Source organism: Agromyces capsici, from assembly GCF_058349965.1.
In genome coordinates, this window is sequence record NZ_JBYRET010000002.1 from 297,390 (window position 1) to 315,665 (window position 18,276).

At 71.4% G+C, this 18,276-nt stretch carries 20 protein-coding genes, 1 tRNA gene and 1 other RNA gene; 9 read left to right on the top strand and 13 right to left on the bottom strand.

Annotated features, from left to right (window positions below; translation table 11 throughout):
• Window positions 1-23 precede the first annotated feature (23 nt).
• A complete protein-coding gene (locus AC3RKB_RS15235; protein ID WP_491437103.1) occupies window positions 24-941 on the bottom strand; it encodes a hypothetical protein in 918 nt (305 codons plus the stop codon).
• Window positions 942-1,048: 107 nt separating this feature from the next.
• Here AC3RKB_RS15235 and prfB point away from each other — a divergent pair, with 107 nt between their 5' ends.
• Window positions 1,049-2,155, top strand: a complete 1,107-nt coding sequence (gene prfB, locus AC3RKB_RS15240; protein WP_491437104.1) for a peptide chain release factor 2 — start codon at window positions 1,049-1,051, stop codon at window positions 2,153-2,155.
• Between the two features lie 12 nt (window positions 2,156-2,167).
• Here prfB and AC3RKB_RS15245 read toward each other — a convergent pair whose 3' ends face one another.
• Entirely contained in the window at window positions 2,168-2,917 is a 750-nt protein-coding gene (locus tag AC3RKB_RS15245; RefSeq protein WP_491437105.1) for a gamma-glutamyl-gamma-aminobutyrate hydrolase family protein, read from the bottom strand.
• Window positions 2,918-3,072: 155 nt separating this feature from the next.
• Between AC3RKB_RS15245 and AC3RKB_RS15250 the strand changes: the two genes are divergently transcribed.
• The 4 genes from AC3RKB_RS15250 to smpB all read left to right on the top strand — a co-directional run bounded on the left by AC3RKB_RS15250 (window position 3,073) and on the right by smpB (window position 6,575).
• Window positions 3,073-3,603, top strand: coding sequence for a flavodoxin domain-containing protein (locus AC3RKB_RS15250; protein WP_491437106.1), 531 nt, complete (start codon window positions 3,073-3,075; stop codon window positions 3,601-3,603).
• A gap of 85 nt (window positions 3,604-3,688) precedes the next feature.
• Entirely contained in the window at window positions 3,689-5,125 is a 1,437-nt protein-coding gene (ftsE, locus tag AC3RKB_RS15255; RefSeq protein WP_491437107.1) for a cell division ATP-binding protein FtsE, read from the top strand.
• Window positions 5,122-6,033, top strand: coding sequence for a permease-like cell division protein FtsX (gene ftsX, locus AC3RKB_RS15260; protein ID WP_491437108.1), 912 nt, complete (start codon window positions 5,122-5,124; stop codon window positions 6,031-6,033). Before ftsE ends, ftsX begins: the two co-directional genes overlap by 4 nt.
• Before the next feature lie 65 nt (window positions 6,034-6,098).
• Window positions 6,099-6,575 carry an SsrA-binding protein SmpB gene (gene smpB / locus AC3RKB_RS15265; protein ID WP_491437109.1) on the top strand — a complete coding sequence of 159 codons (477 nt, stop codon included), beginning with the start codon at window positions 6,099-6,101 and terminating at the stop codon, window positions 6,573-6,575.
• A gap of 25 nt (window positions 6,576-6,600) precedes the next feature.
• Here smpB and AC3RKB_RS15270 read toward each other — a convergent pair whose 3' ends face one another.
• Both AC3RKB_RS15270 and AC3RKB_RS15275 read right to left on the bottom strand, forming a co-directional pair.
• On the bottom strand, window positions 6,601-6,927 hold the full coding sequence (locus AC3RKB_RS15270; protein ID WP_491437110.1) for a transcriptional regulator: 327 nt from the start codon (window positions 6,925-6,927) through the stop codon (window positions 6,601-6,603).
• Entirely contained in the window at window positions 6,920-7,369 is a 450-nt protein-coding gene (locus AC3RKB_RS15275; RefSeq protein WP_491437111.1) for a hypothetical protein, read from the bottom strand. The genes AC3RKB_RS15270 and AC3RKB_RS15275 overlap by 8 nt, the downstream gene beginning before the upstream one ends.
• Before the next feature lie 82 nt (window positions 7,370-7,451).
• On the opposite strand from AC3RKB_RS15275, the gene AC3RKB_RS15280 reads away from it, so the two are divergent.
• Window positions 7,452-8,189, top strand: a complete 738-nt coding sequence (locus AC3RKB_RS15280) for a tyrosine-protein phosphatase (protein ID WP_491437112.1) — start codon at window positions 7,452-7,454, stop codon at window positions 8,187-8,189.
• A 24-nt stretch (window positions 8,190-8,213) separates the two neighbouring features.
• On the opposite strand, the gene AC3RKB_RS15285 is transcribed toward AC3RKB_RS15280, so the two are convergent.
• The 3 genes from AC3RKB_RS15285 to AC3RKB_RS15295 all read right to left on the bottom strand — a co-directional run bounded on the left by AC3RKB_RS15285 (window position 8,214) and on the right by AC3RKB_RS15295 (window position 12,528).
• Window positions 8,214-8,873 carry an SIMPL domain-containing protein gene (locus AC3RKB_RS15285; RefSeq protein WP_491437113.1) on the bottom strand — a complete coding sequence of 220 codons (660 nt, stop codon included), beginning with the start codon at window positions 8,871-8,873 and terminating at the stop codon, window positions 8,214-8,216.
• A 90-nt stretch (window positions 8,874-8,963) separates the two neighbouring features.
• Window positions 8,964-10,253, bottom strand: coding sequence for a glycosyltransferase (locus AC3RKB_RS15290; RefSeq protein WP_491437114.1), 1,290 nt, complete (start codon window positions 10,251-10,253; stop codon window positions 8,964-8,966).
• Window positions 10,254-10,332: 79 nt separating this feature from the next.
• A complete protein-coding gene (locus AC3RKB_RS15295) occupies window positions 10,333-12,528 on the bottom strand; it encodes a glycoside hydrolase domain-containing protein (RefSeq protein WP_491437115.1) in 2,196 nt (731 codons plus the stop codon).
• A gap of 240 nt (window positions 12,529-12,768) precedes the next feature.
• Here AC3RKB_RS15295 and ssrA point away from each other — a divergent pair.
• Window positions 12,769-13,136, top strand: a transfer-messenger RNA (tmRNA) gene (gene ssrA / locus AC3RKB_RS15300).
• 116 nt (window positions 13,137-13,252) lie between these two features.
• On the opposite strand, the gene AC3RKB_RS15305 is transcribed toward ssrA, so the two are convergent.
• Entirely contained in the window at window positions 13,253-13,651 is a 399-nt protein-coding gene (locus tag AC3RKB_RS15305) for a hypothetical protein (protein WP_491437116.1), read from the bottom strand.
• Between the two features lie 92 nt (window positions 13,652-13,743).
• On the opposite strand from AC3RKB_RS15305, the gene mgrA reads away from it, so the two are divergent.
• The gene (gene mgrA / locus AC3RKB_RS15310; protein ID WP_491437117.1) at window positions 13,744-14,796 is read left to right on the top strand and encodes an L-glyceraldehyde 3-phosphate reductase; all 1,053 of its coding nucleotides are present in this window, start codon (window positions 13,744-13,746) and stop codon (window positions 14,794-14,796) included.
• 3 nt (window positions 14,797-14,799) lie between these two features.
• Here the strand turns inward: mgrA and AC3RKB_RS15315 are convergent, their stop codons facing one another.
• The 4 genes from AC3RKB_RS15315 to AC3RKB_RS15330 form a co-directional block, all read right to left on the bottom strand.
• Window positions 14,800-15,252 (bottom strand): group III truncated hemoglobin, encoded by a 453-nt coding sequence (locus tag AC3RKB_RS15315; protein WP_491437118.1) that lies wholly within the window; start codon window positions 15,250-15,252, stop codon window positions 14,800-14,802.
• A gap of 37 nt (window positions 15,253-15,289) precedes the next feature.
• Complete coding sequence (locus AC3RKB_RS15320; protein ID WP_491437119.1) at window positions 15,290-15,535, bottom strand: hypothetical protein; 246 nt, start codon at window positions 15,533-15,535, stop codon at window positions 15,290-15,292.
• Between the two features lie 80 nt (window positions 15,536-15,615).
• The gene (locus AC3RKB_RS15325) at window positions 15,616-16,539 is read right to left on the bottom strand and encodes an LLM class F420-dependent oxidoreductase (protein WP_491437120.1); all 924 of its coding nucleotides are present in this window, start codon (window positions 16,537-16,539) and stop codon (window positions 15,616-15,618) included.
• 11 nt (window positions 16,540-16,550) lie between these two features.
• Window positions 16,551-17,327 (bottom strand): inositol monophosphatase family protein, encoded by a 777-nt coding sequence (locus tag AC3RKB_RS15330; protein WP_491437859.1) that lies wholly within the window; start codon window positions 17,325-17,327, stop codon window positions 16,551-16,553.
• Window positions 17,328-17,559: 232 nt separating this feature from the next.
• Here AC3RKB_RS15330 and AC3RKB_RS15335 point away from each other — a divergent pair.
• Window positions 17,560-17,635, top strand: a tRNA-Lys gene (locus AC3RKB_RS15335).
• Here AC3RKB_RS15335 and AC3RKB_RS15340 read toward each other — a convergent pair.
• Window positions 17,607-18,269: a GNAT family N-acetyltransferase gene (locus tag AC3RKB_RS15340; RefSeq protein WP_491437121.1), complete on the bottom strand. Its 663-nt coding sequence runs from the start codon at window positions 18,267-18,269 to the stop codon at window positions 17,607-17,609. The two genes, AC3RKB_RS15335 and AC3RKB_RS15340, sit on opposite strands and share 29 nt — an antisense overlap.
• Window positions 18,270-18,276 lie beyond the last annotated feature (7 nt).

An 18,276-nucleotide genomic window follows, 5' to 3' on the forward strand; every position in this document is an offset into this window, starting at 1 on the left:
GGGAACACTCGGCGCGAGGAGCATCACTCGGCGTCGTACCAGCGCAGCACGCGCAGCGCCCGCAGCGTGTTCCAGCGGCTCGGCTCGCCGTCGCCGTCCTCCATCTCGAAGTGGGTCCGCGCCCGGTGCGTGTGCTGGAGCGGCCAGCGTCCGTCGGCGCGACGGCGGTGGTGCACGAGCTCGATCGCCTCGGCGCACCGCTCGTCCGGAGGCCGACCCGTCGAGCGGAAGTACTCGAGTCCGCGCAGGACGTCGTAGTGCCACTGCGGGGGAAACGAGAACCGCGTCCAGGTCGGGTTGACGACCTCGCCGGTGGACCGTGAGCGGAACAGGCGCCGATCGAGGAGGTACTCCTCACCGCGGGCGCGTGCCTCGGCGATCGCCGCGTCGGCGCCGACCGAGCGTTCGACCTCGTCAAGCGCCTCGAGCGCCAGGATCGTCGTGTGGAACGACGCCACGTGCGAGCGGCGCGGCGCCTCGCAGTTCCATCCGCCGTCGTCGAGCTGCTCGCCGAGCACCCGCTCCAGCAGGCGGTCGACCTGTTCGTCGCGCTCGCCGAAGTAGGCCGCGAGAACGAGCACCATGCTGTTCACACACGTCTCCGACTCGCCGCCGAAGAACGGCCGCCCGCCCCGGCGACCCCAGCTCACGCCCTCCCGGACTCGGTCGACGGCGGCGCGCGCCTCAGGCGAGGCGGGATCGAGCCCGAGCAGGCGCAGCAGCAGCATCGTGTACGTCGTCGAGATCCACTTGGGCGAGTAGACGCCGCCGCCCCACTGGCCGTCGGGTGCCTGCAGCTCGAGGAGGCGGGCGCCCCAGCCGTCGGTGGCGACCCTGGCCCGCTCGGCCGCGACGACGTCGGCCGGCTCGTCGGTGAGGTCGCGCATGACCTGCCAGCGGATCGACGGATCGGCGTCGAGCAGCCACTCCGTGACATCCATTCGCACCTGCCTTCGAACGGCACGAGTCTGCCGCAGCGGCGGACGGGACGGAAGGGCGCGGCCTCGCGCAGGGGTCGCCCAGCGCCGCCCACTAGGCTTGACCCGCCATGTTGGATCTTGACCTCTCGCAGGAGATCGCCTCCCTGCGCACCACCTTCCGCGACATCAGTGCCGTCGTCGACGTCGACGCCCTCCGGGCCGACATCGCGAAGCTCAGCGAACAGGCCGGCGCCCCCGACCTGTGGGACGACCCCGAGAGCGCGCAGAAGGTCACCAGCGCGCTCAGCCACCGCCAGTCCGAGCTGAACCGGATCACGGGCATCGAGTCGCGCCTCGACGACCTCGAGGTGCTCGTCGAGCTCGCGCAGGAGGCCGACGACGAGGAGTCCGCCGCCGAGGCGCGCTCCGAGCTCGCCGCGCTGCAGAAGACGGTCGGCGACCTCGAGGTGCAGACCCTCCTCGACGGCGAGTGGGACGAGCGCCCGGCGGTCATCACCATCCGCTCCGGCGCGGGCGGGGTGGATGCCGCGGACTTCGCCGAGATGCTCATGCGCATGTACCTGCGCTGGGCCGAGAAGCACGGCTACTCGGCGACCGTCATGGACACGAGCTATGCGGAGGAGGCGGGCATCAAGTCCGCGACCTTCGAGATCGACGCGCCGTACGCATTCGGCACGCTCTCGGTCGAGGCCGGCACGCACCGACTGGTGCGCATGAGCCCGTTCGGCGCCGCCGGCAAGCGGCAGACCAGCTTCGCCGCGGTCGAGGTCATCCCCCTGATGGAGGAGGCGCAGGAGGTCGATATCCCCGACAACGACATCCGCGTCGACGTCTTCCGCTCGTCGGGCCCGGGTGGCCAGTCGGTCAACACGACCGACTCGGCCGTGCGCCTCACTCACCTTCCGACCGGCATCGTCGTGTCGATGCAGAACGAGAAGTCCCAGATCCAGAACCGCGCCGCGGCCATGCGCGTGCTCCAGTCGCGTCTGCTCCTGCTGCAGAAGGAGCAGGAGGCCGCACAGAAGAAGGAGCTCGCGGGCAACATCACGGCGAGCTGGGGCGACCAGATGCGCTCGTACGTGCTCGCGCCGTACCAGATGGTGAAGGACCTCCGCACCGAGTACGAGGAGGGCAACCCGTCGAAGGTGTTCGACGGCGACCTCGACGGGTTCATCGCCGCCGGCATCAAGTGGCGTAAGCAGAAGCAGGACTGAGCGACAGGGCGACTACGCCACCACGGCGACCTGGGCCTTCGACCGGTCGCGGGCGGCCGCGATGAACGCCCGGATCAACGTGAGCCCCTCGGGGTCCAGTCGCTCCTCTGGATGCCACTGCACGCCCAGGCAGAACGAGCCGTCGGTCGCCTCGATCGCCTCGATCACGCCGTCGGGCGCGCTCGCCGAGACGAGCAGGCCCTCACCGAGCGTGTCGACCCCCTGATGGTGGTGGGACGCGATGTCGAACTCCTCGTCGTGCGTGATGCTCCGCAGCAACGTGCCCGGGTGGATCGCGACGGGGTGCTCGGTCTTCTCGCCGACCACGTCGCGGTGCGGCGTGAGGTCGAGGCGGTCGCCGAGGTGCTGCTCGAGCGTGCCGCCCATCGCCACGTTCAGCACCTGCATGCCGCGGCACGCGCCGAGGATCGGCATCGCGCGCTCCCGGGCGAGCTTGACCAGCGCGATCTCGAGCTCGTCCCGCACGCGCAGGGGCGGGTCGTTCGAGGGGTGCGCCTCGTTGGCGTACAGCTCGGCGTCGATGTCGCGGCCGCCCGGGAGGAACAGCCCGTCGACGAGGTCGAGCAGGCGCCCCGGGTCGGCGAGGTGCACGTCGATGCTCGGGAAGAGGATGGGCGCGCCACCCGCCTCCTGCAGTGCGGAGATGTACGCGTGCGCGAGGGCGTCGGTGGGGATGTCGACCCACGCGCCCGAACTCGCGGCCTTGCGATCGGCGACGACGCCGATGAGGGGAACGGTCATCGAGCCTCCCAGTCCCGGTCGGTCTCGCCATCCAACCTACGCCCGTCCGGCGCCCGACGACAGGGGACCTTCGGCTCTCGGCGTAGGGGATCGCGCGCGTAGCGTCGCCCGCGAGAGGCCGACAGCGGGGTCGGCGGACAGCGGAGGTGGACGTCATGCGCGTGCTGGTCGCGTACTCGAGCAAGTACGGCTCGACGAGGGAGATCGCCGACCGGATCGCCGAGCGACTGCGGGTCGCGGGGCACGAGGTCGACGCGGAGCGCTGCGACAACGTCGAGTACCCCGAGGGATTCGAGGCGTTCGTCATCGGCAGCGCCGCCTACATGGGCAACTGGCGCAAGGAGGCCCGGCGGTTCGTCCGGCACAACCACGCGCTGCTGTCGAGCCGTCCGACCTGGCTGTTCAGCAGCGGTCCGCTCGGCACGTCGCGCGTCGACAAGGACGGCAACGACGTGCTCGCCGGCGCCGCGCCGAAGCAGTTCGCCGAGTACGAGGAGGAGATCCACCCGCGAGGCACCATGGTGTTCTTCGGTGCGCTCCACGTCGACGAGCTCCGCGGCACCGACCGCATCGTCAGTTGGATGCCGGCGAACGACGCGCTGCCGGAGGGCGACTTCCGCGACTGGGATGCCATCGACGCCTGGGGCGACAAGGTGGCCGCGGAACTCGCGACGGCGAACGCCTGAGCGGATCCGGTGATCGCGGCGCCGGCCGCTCGATTTCCGGTGTCGCTGCCCCATTTCGGGTCGATGCTGCCTAGGCTCGAACGCGATGATCCGCTTCGACTCCGTCACCATGACCTACCACGGGCAGAGCCGGCCCGCGCTCGACGACGTCACGGTCGAGATCCCGCGCGGCGAGTTCGTGTTCCTCGTCGGTGCGTCGGGTTCCGGCAAGTCGAGCTTCCTCAGGCTGATCCTGAAGGAGGAGAAGCCGTCGTCGGGCCAGATCCACGTGCTCGGCCAGGACCTGCGACGCATCTCGACGCGCAAGGTCCCGTACTTCCGGCGCAACCTCGGCGTGGTCTTCCAGGACTTCCGGCTGCTGCCCAACAAGAACGTCTTCGACAACGTCGCCTTCGCGCTCCGCGTGATCGGCAAGTCGCGCGGCTACATCCACCAGGCGGTTCCCGAGACGCTGCGACTCGTCGGCCTCGACGGCAAGGGCAAGCGGATGCCGAACGAGCTCTCGGGCGGCGAGCAGCAGCGCGTCGCCATCGCGCGCGCGATCGTCAACAAGCCGCAGGTGCTGCTCGCCGACGAGCCGACGGGCAACCTCGACCCGGTCACCAGCGCGGGCATCATGACGCTGCTCGAGCGCATCAACTCGAGCGGCACCACGGTCGTCATGGCCACCCACGAGGCCGGCATCGTGAACCAGATGCAGCGCCGGGTCATCGAGCTCTCGGCCGGTGAGGTCGTGCGCGACGAGCGCAGCGCGGGCTACGCGATCACGGCCGAGGCGATCGCGCGCGAGGTCGAGGCGACGGATGCCGCGGCCGCGACGCCCGCGGTCGGCGCCGCGACGTCCGGGGCAGCGCAGTCCGGGGCCGCGAAGACCGGGGCGGCGAAGGCTCCCCGCAAGGGCGCCTCGCGGAAGCCCGCGGCGCGCAAGGGCGCGGCTGCACCGGCCCCCGGCGTCGCCGCCTCGGCCGGGGCGGCGGCCGGCGCGGCTGCCGTGGTCGCCGCGGTCGCCGACGACGCGCACGTGAACGACGCCCGCGACGCGACCGAGGTCGTCACGACCACGGGAGAGGTCCCCGCGTCCGGCGAGGATGCCGCCGCCGTGGTCGCGGCGATCCGCTCCGAGGAGTCCGCCGGGTCCGAGGGCGCATCCGAGGGGGAGTCGCCCACCGGCACGATCGCCGCGGCCGCGCCGAAGGTCACGCCCGAGGTGATGCGCGACGCGCCGCCGCTCTACGTCGAGCCCGAGGCCACCGACGCGGTGACCGACGAGGCCGCCGCGATCACGGCCGCCGCCACGGCCCCGGTGGAGCGGCTGTCGGCCGATTCCGACGAGGCGGCGCGAGCCGCGACATCCGCCGACGCCGACGCATCCGCCGACGAGGACGGACCGCCCGGACGCCCGGCGCCGCCCGCGAGTCCGAAGAAGTCCGCCAACCTCACGCTCGCCGAGCGGCTCGGCCTGCGCAGCCCCGCAGGTCCGCGCCCGGGCGACGACGACCAGGAAGTGGGGCCGGTCAAGTGAGGTTCGGTCTCGTGCTCGCCGAGGCGGCGAACGGCCTGCGGCGCAACGCCACCATGGTCATCTCCGTCGTGCTCGTCTCGTTCGTCTCGCTCACCTTCGTGGGCACCGCCGCGCTCCTGCAGCTGCAGATCGCCCAGATGCGCGGGTACTGGTACGACCGCGCGCAGGTCGCCGTGTACCTCTGCACGTCGGTGTCGACCGCCGCGGGATGCACCGACGGCGAGGCGACGCCCGAGCAGATGGAGGCGGTCGAGGCGCAGCTGAAGAGCGACACGCTCGCGCCGTTCATCGACGAGTACTACTTCGAGGACCGCGAGCAGGCGTACGCGAACTTCCAGGAGCAGTTCGCCGGCACGCCCGCCGCCGACTACGTCACGCCCGACGTGCTCAACGAGACGTTCTGGGTCAACCTCGTCGATCCCGGGCAGTCCGACGTGATCGCCGAGAGCCTCGCCGGGCTCGCCGGCGTCGAGCAGGTGGTGGACCAACGTCGCTACCTCGACCAGATCTTCGACGTGCTCAACACGGCGAGCTACACCGCCGTCGCGATCGCCGCGATCATGCTCGTCGCGGCCGCGCTGCTGATCGCCACGACCATCCGGCTGTCGGCGTACTCGCGCAGCAAGGAACTCGGCATCATGCGACTCGTCGGCGCGTCCAACCGCTTCATCCAGACGCCGTTCGTGCTCGAGGGCATCTTCGCCGGGCTCATCGGATCGCTGCTCGCGGGCGCCGCCGTCGTCGCGATCGTGCAGTTCTTCGTGCAGGGCTACCTCGCCGACACGCTGTCGTTCACCTTCGTCGACCTCGGCGACGCCCTGCTCGTCGTGCCGCTGCTCGTCGGCGTGGGCGTGCTGCTCGCGGCGGTGTCCGCGGCGATCGCGATCCGTCGATACCTGCGGGTCTGACGTTAGACTGGAGGGCTTGCCGGCGCACGCCGGAGGCATCCGTATTCGAAGCGAGGGAGTGAGCCGTGCCCAGGGAACGCGGTGAGAAGGTCGTGGCGACCAACCGCAAGGCACGCCACGACTACCTGATCGAGGACACCTACGAGGCCGGCATCGTGCTCTCGGGCACCGAGGTGAAGTCGCTCCGGCAGGGTCGCGCGTCGCTCGTCGACGGGTACGCCTTCATCGACGGCGGCGAGATCTGGCTCGATGCGGTGCACATCCCCGAGTACACCGAGGGCACCTGGAACAACCACTCGCCCCGGCGCAAGCGCAAGCTGCTGATGCACAAGCAGGAGATCGTGAAGATCAGCCACAAGACCAAGGAGGGCGGCTACACGCTCATCCCGCTGTCGCTGTACTTCAAGGACGGCCGGGCGAAGGTCGAGCTCGCGGTCGCCAAGGGCAAGCGCGAGTACGACAAGCGCCAGGCGCTGCGCGAGCGACAGGACAAGCGCGAGGCCGACCGCGCCATCGCGTCGCGCCGCAACCTGGGCGAGTAGGCCCCGAACCGAGGTGCCCGCGGACTCAGCCCGCGATATCCCGGAGCGCCGCGAGGTGCGCGGCGAAGACCGCCCGGCCCCGGGGCGTCATCGACAGCCAGGTGCGCGGGAACTTGCCGACGAACCCCTTGCGGATCGCGACGTATCCGGCCGCCTCGAGCGCCGCGGCCTGCTTGCTCAGCGCGGAGTCGCTGAGCTCGACCGAGTCGCGCACGAACGCGAACTCGGCCTCGTCGGCCGCGGCGAGCAGCGCCGCGATCGAGAACGGCACTGGGCGCTGGAGCAGCGGGTCGAGGCGGTGGCGCGGGTGCGCGCCATCGGCCGCATCGGCGTCTCGGGACGGCTCAGCCACGGACGACCACCAGTTCGCGCAGCGACCCGAGAAGCGGCGGGATCGCGGTCGCGACCGCGGCCAGGGTGAAGTACAGGGGCGAAGCCGGGAACAGCAGCAGCCCGAGCGCGAGCGAGAGCCCGAACACCGCACCCCAGCCGCCGACCGCGAGAGCGAATCGCCGTGAGAAGCCGAGGCTCGCCGCACGGGTGCGCCTCAGGTGCACCACCGAGAACGCCCCGAGGATCACGGCGTACGCGAGCGACAGGGCGAGGATCGGCGTCTCGTCGCTCCGCTCGAACCAGCCCAGTGAGAAGAGGTACATCGCCGATGCGGCGGCGAGCCCGGTGAGCCAGGCCGACGCCGATGCGGAGCCCTGCACCGCGACCCGGCGGCTCGCCGACTCGGCTTCACGCAGGCGTGCGGCGGCGGTGGTCGCATCGGGGCGCTCGATCTCATCCATGGCCACATGGTAGCAAGTAGTTGCCTAAGTGGAAAGTACTTGCCGCAGACTGAATCCCAGCGTCGGGAGGTAGGCTCCGCCCGTGGAGATCTCGACGCGCATCCCCGTGCCGGGCACGTACAACTTCCGCGACGTCGGCGGGTTGCCGGCGCGCGGCGGCGTCGTGCGCCGCGGCGTCCTGTTCCGCTCCGACGGACTGCACCGGCTCGGTCACGAGGGCCGAGACGCGCTGCGCCGGCTCGACGTGGGCATCGTCATCGACCTCCGCGACGAGAACGAGGCCCGACTCATGCCCGACGACCTCGACGGGCTCGACGTCGAGGTGCGCCGGCTGCCGGTCTTCGAGGGGTCGGGCGCGTCGCAGGGCGAGCGCGGCATCTCGCTCGAGGCGCTCTACCTGCGCATCGTGACGCGGCACTCGCCGATCGTGGTCGATGCGCTGCGCGAGCTCGCCGTCGCGGGCGACCGGGCCGTCGTCGTGCACTGCACCGCGGGCAAGGATCGCACCGGCATCGTCATCGCGCTCGCACTGCTGGCCGCGGGCGTCGACCGCGAGGCGGTGATCGCCGACTACGCGCTCACCGAATCGCACCTCGCGGGTGAGTGGCTCGAGGAGATGGTCGCCCTCATCGGCCGCTACGGCGTACCCGACACCCCCGAGCTGCGCACCCTCATGGGCGGCAGCCCCCGCGAGGCGCTCGAGTCGGCGCTCGACGAGGTCGAGCGGCAGCACGGGTCGACCCGCGAGTTCCTCCTCGCCTCGGGCCTCGGCCGCGACGAGATCGCCGCGCTCGAGGCGTGGCTCATCGAGCGGGGCTGACCGGCGGCGGCGTCGGCCTGACGCTCACTCGGCGCTGAAGCGCGCGTCGACGGATGCCTCGAGCACGAGCTTCGCGGGCGCGAACTCGGGCGCCGGAGGGCCTCCGACATCGGCGGCCATCGCCCGCACCATGGTCGCCTTGTACGCGCGCGGCACGGGCTGCTCGGAGAGCATCCCGTGGTCGGCGAGCTCCACCGGCACCGGGGTTCCGAGCCCGAGCGCCTCGGCGTAGACCGCGGCCTTGCGCACCGCGTCGGCGACCGCGCCGCGCTGCGCCGCCTCCTGCACGCGGTCGCGCGTGCCATCCGTCAACCGCCATTCGACGCCGCCGACCGAGACGTTCGGGGTGGCCGAGACCGACCCGAGCCAGGCGCCGAGCGTCTCGAGGTCGCGGAACACGACCTCGACGTCGGCGTTCGCCTGATGCACCAGCGGCAGTTGCCGCCCCTCCGCGTTCCACGGGCGGTGCGACCAGATGCGCAGCTGGCCCGCCGACCACGACTCGAGCAGTCCGGTCGCGTCGAGCTCGCGGATCTCCTCGAGCAGGCGCTCGTGCGACTCGCCGACCGAGCGCATGATCGCGTCGCGCTCGGCGCCGGTCGTGCCGACCGCGAGCGAGACGGCACCGAGCTCGGGCTCCACGCGCTCCTCGGCGCGACCGGTGACGGCGATGATCGTGGGCATGCGGACCCCCTCGGCTGCTGCGACGGCGCGGACGCGACCGAGCCCAGCATACGTGCCGGGCGCGGCCGCGCCGTCGGGCGCTCGGCGGACTCAGAGGGGGAGTCGTGCGGGCAGCACGCCCGCCCCGTCGAACAGCCGGTCGAACACCACGCGGCGGTCGAACTGCAGCGCGTGCGCCCGGGCGCGCTCGGCGCGGACCGCGCGCTCGTCGGCCGGCAGCGCGAGCGCGGCGTCGATCGCCGCCGCGATCGCGTCGGGGTCCTCCACCGGCACGATGAACGCGTGGTCGCCCACCGCCTCGCCGATGCCGCCGGTGTCGGTCGTGATCACCGCGCCGCCGCCCGCGAGCATCTGCTCGGCCAGCGCGATGCCGAAGGTCTCGACGAACTCCGGGCGCGGCTTGCTCGGCAGCACGTACGCGGCGCAACCGGCCATCAGGTACGGCTTCTCGGCGTCGTCGACGTCGTCGAGGAAGACGATCCGGTCGGCGAGCGGCGAGGCCTCCGCGAGCTGCTGCAGGGCCGCGGCATCCGGGCCCCGGCCGGCGATCACGAGCTTCAGCCGCGCGTTCGCGGGCGTGCGCTCGAAGCCCGCGATCAGGTCGTCGACGCCTTTGGCCTTCGTCAACCGCGAGAGGAAGAACACGTAGCCGTCGCGCTCGAGACCCCGGGCGGCGAGCACGCCGTCGACGAGGGCCGGATCGAGGCCGAGGTAGAGCGACGTGTCGATCGCCGGGTACGAGATCCGGATGCGCTCGCGGCACTGGTCGGCGAAGCGCGTGCCGTGGAACGCGTCGATCTCGGAGGCGGCGGCGACGATCAGGTCGCGCGTGTACTCCGAGACCGCGACGCAGTGGTCCTGCGCGAGGTAGCTCGAGAGGATGTGCGCCGCGGCGCCGAAACGCCCCTCCTCGACGCATGAGCGCACCACGTTCGTGACGTCGGAGCCGACTGCCTCGGCGATCGTCGTGACGTTCACGGGCAGGCCCGTGCTCCAGGCAGCGCGCACCGCGTCGATCACGGCGACGGTGTGCGGGCTCAGGTAGAGCGAGAGGCACACCGTGGGCACGCCGTCGGTGAACAGCTCGACGAGGCGGCCCGTGATGCCCGCGAGGTAGCGCCCGTCGGGCACCTTGTAGTCGCCGACCGGCTCGGGCCGTTCGACGATGATGCCGTCGCTGTACGGCAGCATGCGGTCGAGGGGCTTGAGCGGCAGGCCGGTGGCCTCGAGGCGCTCGATCGGCCAGGTCACGATGCGCACCTCGTCGAACCCGCGCTCGAGGGCCGCCTCGGCGAGGTTGCGGCCTTCGACCGAGTGGCCGCAGATGACGGGGTCGGCGCGGTTGACGATGACGAGTCGGCGTCGGGGTCTGGTGGTCATGGGCTCGTCCTTCCGGTTCGGGTGGGCGTGCGGGTGGCAGGGGGCGGACGGGGTGCTGGGCGCCGGCGGATGTCGCGGATCAGGCCTCAGAGGATGACGGGGGTCGCGACATCCGCCCCCAGTCGCCCGGCTCGGAGCCGAGCCGCACGACGAGGTCGCCGCCGCGATGCACCTCGTCGCCGCGCAGCCAGGTGCGTTCGAGCGGATCGCCGTTGAACGTCGCGGACTGCACGTACTGGGCCGGACCGTCGGGGCGCGGTTCGACGAACCCCTCGGTGCGGATGGCGAACGAGCCCTCACCGACGCGGACCTCGGACTCCGCGAATGCGGGGGTGTTGACGAGGAACAGGTTCTGGCCGGCGACGGGGAACAGGCCGAGCGACGCCCACACGTACCAGGAGCTCAGCCCGCCGGAGTCGTCGTTGCCGGGCAGGCCGCCCCGGCCGGTGCCGAACATCTGGTGCACGGCGGCGTGCACGACCTCGGCCGTGCGGTCGGGGCGTCCGGCGTACTGGTACGCCCAGGGCGCCTCCATGTCGGGCTCGTTGTTCAGGCCCTCGAAGCGGCCGAGCGCGTAGCCGTCCGCGATCTCCTGCAGGTCGGGCGCGACGCCCGGCTGCGACACCGGCGGCGCGCCGAACCCGAAGAAGGCGTCGAGCAGGCGGGTGAACGCATCGTCGCCGCCCGCGAGCGCGATGCGCGCGCGCATGTCGTGCAGGAGCCGGAACGAGTAGTTGAACCGGCTGCCCTCGTAGAACGTCGAGTGGTGCAGCAGGCCCGATTCGGTCTCGAACGCGTTGCGCCACCGCGCTGCGAGCGCCGTGAACTGCTCGACGAGGGCGTGGTCGCCCGCCCGCGCCGCGACCTTCGCGGTGCACCAGTAGCCGAAGGCGAGGTCGAGCGTGTGCGTGATCGGTTCCGTGCGCCCGAGCTGCAGGAACTCCTCGCCGTACGTGCGGCGCAGGTCGGCGTGCATGTGCACGAGCGCCCAGTCCCAGTCGATGCCGGGCAGGCCGAGCTGGCAGAGGTCGGCGAGGAAGGTCTGGGCGAGCGCGCTCGCCTGGCGCGAGAAGCGGTCGCTGCCGCGTGCCATCCGGTACCCGATCGGGAAGTTGCCCTCCTCCTCGCAGATCGACAGCAGGGCGTTGGCGAGCTCGACCGCGCGGTCGGGCCGCAGCGTCGTGATGAGCGGGAGCTGCGTGCGGGAGATGTCCCACATCGTGCACAGGTCGAAGACGAACGGGCCCTCGGTCGGCCAGAACGGGCTCTCCTCGGGTGCGAGGCAGGGCTTGATGAGCGAGTGGTAGAGCGCGGTCGAGAACACCGTCTCGCGCTCGGCCGACTGCGCGTCGACCGTGATCGACCTGAGGTGCCGCCGCCACGACTTGCGGGTCCGGTCGCGCCGGAACGAGAACCGCGCCGGGCCGTCGTCGCAGTCGCGGCGGAGGTTCGCCCGGGCCTGCTCGATGCCGCGCAGCGAGAACCCGATGCGCACCTCGATGCTCTGCCCTGGCTCGCTCGGCCCGGCCCACATGAGGCCGAACGGTCGCAGGGTGGTCGGCCGGATGTGGTCGAACGCCAGTCGGGTGCCGCCGGGCATGAGCCGCCGGTCGTACCAGAGCATCTGCCGCCAGCCCTTGGCATCGCACTCGATCGCGACCGCGAGCGGCGCGCCCTCGACGACGATCTCGCCCTGCGCGACGCCCGGCGCGACCGACTCGAGCTTCGCGCGCAGCGGGATTGTCTCGCCGAAGGGGATGCCGAGCCCGCCCAGCGAGAAGTCGATGACGATCCGCGCGTCGCGGTGCCGCGGGAACGTGTAGCGGTGCACGGCGCTCTTCGGGCCGACCGTGAGCTCGGCGCGGATGCCGCTCTCGAGCGTCGCGGCGTAGTACCCGGGTTCCGCGGCCTCGTCGCGCAGCTCCCATGTGCGGCCGAGCACGTCGAGCGGCTCGAGCATGGGCGTGACGCGGAAGTAGTTGTAGTACTTGCGGATGGCGCCGGTGCCGGACTGCTGGAAGTGCGTGAAGCCGGATGCCACGACGCGCTCGTGCACGGTCGCCGGGATGCCCTCGGTGGCGAGGTCGTACCGCCCGTAGCCGGTCGGGTACGCGCCGGAGTACGCGCACGCCGAGACCATCCCGAGCGGGAAGGTGGCGCCGGGATGCGTGTTGCCGACCTGCGGCTTCGGCCACCACCAGGTCGCGGCGAGCCCTGACCGCGGCGGCAGGTCGGTGACCTCGGTCCCGATGAACGGGTCGACGCGGCCGATCATCCGGCTCCCGCGTGAGCATGCTCCATGCGGGGACGCTACGGGCTGCGGGACCGCCGTGGGTTACGTTCGCATGAACGATCGGCATCCGGATGGCACGCGCCATCCCCGCCCGGGAATGTCGGCGGGTGCGGCCATGTTGTATCCTGAAAGGCCGCGGAACCCATCGGGTGAAGCGGATTGGCAATTCCACAGCGTGCGTATGATGGCCCGCGATCCGACCTCGATCGGATGGCGTGACATGGGGATGATCGGTTTCGACATCGCCTGTGAGACTGCGAGAAGCGGGCCGAGGATGCAGGGTTATCTCGTGAACGCTCCCTGCGAAACAATAACTGCCAATAACAAGCAGTCCGACTTCGCTCTCGCTGCCTAAGCGAGCCCGATAGTCCGTCAGTCCGGGTCTGTTCCCGCCCCGGTCGCTGGCGTCATCTAGGGAACTTGCTGCGCGTCGTCGCCGGAGCGACGTGCGGGACTTCTTCAGGCTGGGCCTGTCGACCTGGCTGCCTGTGGCAAGGGTCGGGGCCGAGCAGAACGATTCACAGGATGCGCCCGGAGAAGGCGCGGAACCGCAGCGATGGACGGGGGTTCAATTCCCCCCATCTCCACCCAGTGTTCGTCGGAGCTCCGCCTCCGGCGGACGAGCCGTCATCGCACGCTCGGAAGCCCACGAAGGCCGCCCTGTCCGGGGCGGCCTTCGTCGTGTCCGGCGGTCGTCGGGCACGGGTCAGGGACAGCCCTCCATGAGCTGGATGCCGTGCTCGGCCTGGCGCTTCTCGTTCACCTGGCCCAGCGAGTCGCAGATCGCATTGACGAGCAGCGCGTAGCCCTCGCCGTTCTGGTAGTTGCCGTTGTGGCCGGGCAGCAGCGGATCCGGGACCGTTCCCGGCGGGACGAACACCCAGACCTGCGGCGCATCCGGTCCGAAAACGCTCGGCAGCCACGCCCAGTTGCCGTGGAGAATCGGCCCCTCGGTGCAGACGGCGCCGCACGCCGCGGGCGGCTTGCTGACATTGATGCAGTCGAGCGCCTGCGCGGCGGTCGGGATGAATACGAATGCGGCGGTCAGACCTGCCGCTGCGAGAGCTTTCTTGAGCATGATTCCTCCGTTTGCTTCGTCGGTCACGGGAAACTGCCAGACTCGGTCCAGACCCTAGCCGGAAGCGAGGATCCGTCGTCACCCCCATTCGGGGCGGATGCTGCCGATACGATCGCCCCATGTCCTACCTCGCCGCCGCCGACCGCTACGACCGCATGCCCTACCGCCGGGTGGGTGCCTCGGGACTGAAGCTGCCGTTGCTCTCGCTCGGGCTCTGGCACAACTTCGGCGACGATCGGCCGCTCGAGATGGAGCGGGCGATCACCCTCCGCGCCTTCGACCTCGGCGTCACGCACTTCGACCTCGCGAACAACTACGGACCGCCCTACGGATCGTCGGAGTCGAACTTCGGCCGCCTGCTCGCGAGCGACCTCGCGGCGTACCGCGACGAACTCGTGGTCTCGACGAAGGCCGGCTGGGACATGTGGCCCGGGCCCTACGGCGTGGGCGGCAGCCTGAAGTACCTCATCGCGAGCCTCGACCAGTCGCTGTCGCGGCTCGGCCTGGACTACGTCGACATCTTCTACTCGCACCGTCCCGACCCCGAGACGCCGCTCGAGGAGACCGCCGCGGCGCTCGACCACATCGTGCGCTCCGGCAAGGCGCTGTACGTCGGGATCTCGTCGTACGGTGCCGAGGCCGCTCGCGAGATCGCGCGCCTGCTCGCCGAACGCGGCACGCCGCTCACCATCCACCAGCCCTCGTACTCGATGCTGAACCGCTGGATCGAGGCCGAGGGGCTCGTCGACGCGGCCGGCGAGCTCGGGTTCGGCATCATCGGCTTCACCGCCCTGGCTCAGGGCATGCTCACGGGCAAGTACCTCGGCGGCATCCCCGGCGACTCGCGCGCGGCCGCCGAGACGTCCCTCGACGAGTCGATGCTGACGGATGCCACGGCCGAACGCATCCGCGCCCTCGGCGAGATCGCGCGGGGTCGCGGGCAGTCGCTCGCGCAGCTCGCCCTCGCGTGGGCGCTCCGCGACGACCGGGTGACGAGCCTCGTGATCGGCGCGAGCAGCGTCACTCAGCTCGAGGAGAACGTCGCCGCGCTCGACCGGCTCGACTTCACGGCCGACGAACTGCGTGATATCGACCGGTACGCCGTCGACTCGGGGGTCGACCTCTGGGCCGAGGCGCGCAGCGGCGGGCCGCTGCCGACGCTCCGGCCGTAGCGCTCAGCCGGTGCCCGCGCCGGTTCCGGCGCCGGTGCCGGCGGCTTCGTCGCGCCGGCCCAGCGTCTCGAACGCGCTGCCCGAGCGACCCGCCAGGCGGCGCTGCATCGACTCAGCGATGCGCGACGCCTGCAGCTTCGCGCGCTCGGCCGCGGGGCCGGCGAAGAGCTCGTCGATCGTGGCATCCCACAGCTGGAGCCATCGTGCGAAGTGCGCGTCGGTGAGCGGATGGCGCGCGTGCAACGCGACGTGCACGTGCAGCGCGTTGCGCCGGTATGCGCCGGAGCGGAACAGGACGGTCTCCCAGAAGTCGCACATCACCGGTAAGTGTGCGGCGAGGTCCATGTGCGCGACCTCGGTGAAGATCGGCCCGATCAGCGGATCGCGGAACGCGGTCTCGTAGAACGCGACGACGAGTCGCTCGACGTCGTCGCGGTTCCGGAGGTCGGGCGTCACGACCTCTACGGTACCCGGCGCTCCCGGGCGGGCCGCGTCAGCGGTCGTAGCGGCCGCTGTTGCGATGCCAGATCGCGAGCTTGCTGACCCACTTCGGTCCGCCGGACGACGGATCGTCCTGCGAGCCGGGAGCTGCGGAGTCGGCCGCGTCGCCCGCTTCGGCCGCTTCGGCGGCCTCCGCCGCGTCGCGCTCGGCGCGCCAGAGCAGGTACGCCACGTACGGGTCGTCCTCCGGTCCCAGTTGCGGGAGCGGCTCGACCGTCCGTTGTCGCCTGCGCAGCATCGCGTGCTCATCCCCTCGAGGCCCCCCGGCCCTCACCCTTCAAGGGTAAACCGTCGGAACGGGCGATGACGCCAATGCGGTCAGGACAGGTGCGGCAGCACCTCCGCGGCGATGAGCTCGACGTGCTCGAGGTCGCGGAGGTCGACGCACTGGAGGTAGACCCGGTCGGCGCCGAGGTCGCGCAGGCGCCGCAACTTGTCGACCGCCTGCTCGGGGCTTCCGGCGATGTTGACCTCGGCGAAAGTCTCGGGGTCGGCGTGGATCGCGGCGAGACGACGGCGGTAGGTCGCGTCATCCGTCGCGATCACGGTCGGCAATGCCACGCTCAGGCGGAGGGTGTCCGGATCGCGGCCGATCTCCTCGCACGCCGCGCGGACCCGCGCGAAGGCGGCCGCGATCTCGTCCTCGCCGACGAAGCCGCGGTTGAACTCGGTCGCGTACCGTGCCGCCAGTGCCGGAGTGCGCGTCGGCCCGCCGCCGCCGATGATGAGCGGCACCTGCGGCTGCGCAGGCTTGGGCAGCGCGGGGGAGCGCTCGAGCCGGTAGTGCCGGCCGGCGAACTCGAAGTGCTCGCCCACCGGGGCCGACCACGACCCGGTGACGACCTGCAGCTGCTCCTCGAGCAGGTCGAACCGGCGCTCGGGGAACGGGATGCCGTACGCGGCGTGTTCGGCGGCGAACCATCCGGTGCCGAGCCCCAGTTCGACGCGACCGCCCGACATCGCGTCGACCTGCGCGACCTGGATCGCGAGGATCCCGGGATGCCGGAACGTCACCGACGACACGAGCGTGCCGAGCCGGATGCGGTTCGTCTCGCGGGCGAGGCCGGCGAGCGTCGTCCAGGCGTCGGTCGGACCGGGCAGCGGATCGCCCGGGCCCATGCGCAGGTAGTGGTCGCTGCGGAACCAGCCGTGGAATCCGAGTCGCTCGGTCGCCTGGGCCTGCGCGAGCTGCTCGTCGTAGCTGAAGCCCTGCTGGGGCTCGGTGAAGATGCAGAGTTCCATCGAGGGCGCGATCACTCGCGACCGGATGGCGCGCCGCCGCCGAGCACGTCGAGCACCGCGTCGTGCAGGCGCCCGTTGGTCGCGAGCACGCTGCCGTCGCCGAGCGCCCCGCCGCCGGTGGCGGTCACGCGGCCGCCGGCCGCTTCGACGATCGGCACGGCCGCCGCGATGTCCCACGGCTTCAGGTCGAACTCGGCGACGATGTCGACGAGCCCCTCGGCGAGCAGGCAGTACGACCACAGGTCGCCGTAGGCGCGGTCGCGCCAGACGCGCTCGCCGAGCCCGAGCAGCCGGTCGAGCTGCCCGGCATCACGCCACTGCGCGAGGCTCTGGAAGCTCAGCGACGCGTCGGCGAGGTCGCCGACCTGCGAGACCCGGATGGCGCGGGGCTCCGCACCCGGCCCGTCGGTCGTGAACGCCCCGAGTCCCTGCGCGCCCCACCACCGACGCCCGAGCGCCGGCATCGACGCCACGCCCACGACGGGCATGCCGTCGACCGTCAACGCGATGAGCGCGCCCCACACCGGCACGCCTCGCAGGAAGTTCGACGTGCCGTCGATCGGATCGACGATCCACTGTCGCGAGCCGGAGCCCTCGGTGCCGTACTCCTCGCCGAGCACGCCGTCGCCCGGGCGGCGCTGCGCGATCAGCTCCCGAACGCCGCGCTCGACCGCAAGGTCGGCCTCGGTCACGAACGTGCGGTCGGGTTTGGTGTCGACGCGCAGGTCGACGGCGCGGAACCGCTCCATCGCGACCCGATCGGCGAGGTCGGCCAGCTCGAGCGCCAGGGCGAGGTCGTTGTCGAGCGCGAGGTCGTCGAGATCGGCCTCGAGCGCGTCGTCGGGGAGGTTGTCGGGTTCCGGCGGGGTCGTGGCATCCGTCACCCTGCCAGCCTAGCCGCGGCACTCGTCACCGGGCCGGATGCGGCGACGCGCCCGACACGAGCTCGATTTCGCGTTCGGCCCGCGCACCTGATACCGTTGACCCTCGGTTCGGGGTTGACGAGAATCCCACCGAAACGCACCTCTAGCTCAATCGGCAGAGCAACTGACTCTTAATCAGTGGGTTCAGGGTTCAAGTCCCTGGGGGTGCACCACGAGGCCCTGGCGAGCGATCGCCGGGGCCTTCGCTGTGTCCGGGACCGCCCGTCCTATCGGTGAGCGTGACGACGCCGCAGTGAGCGGCTTCCGGTAGACGATGAGGTCGCACTCCGTCGCGAGCAACGGCGCGAGGTCGGGGTAGAGCTCCTCGAGATGCGTGGTCCGGGTCTCGCGGTAGCCGAGACGGCGGTACCAGGCGCGGAGGAACTCCTTCGACGGATGCGACCATCCGCGGGGCACGAGCAGTTCGAGCTGCATCCACGAGTGTCCGGATGCCGCGGCACGCGCTTCGACGAAGGCGACGAGGTCGCGGCCCACGCCGAGCCCGCGCCGCTCGGGGTCGGCGGCGAGCATGCCGAACTCCGCGACCTCGGGGTCGAGCGACTGGAACCGGACCGTGCCGACGAGACGGTCGCCCATGCGCGCGGTGGCGACCTGGCCGACGGCCACGAGGTCCGCGATCTCGCCCGGGGTCGTGCGCTGCGCGCCATCCGCCCAGAGGCCCGCTTCGGCCTGCTCGTACACGCGGTTGACGAGCGTCGTGATCGCGTCGACGGTCGCAGCGTCGTGCGCCGAACCGGCGGGCTCCATGGCGATGAGGAGAGTATCGGACCGGGCCTTCGCGCTCACCCGACCA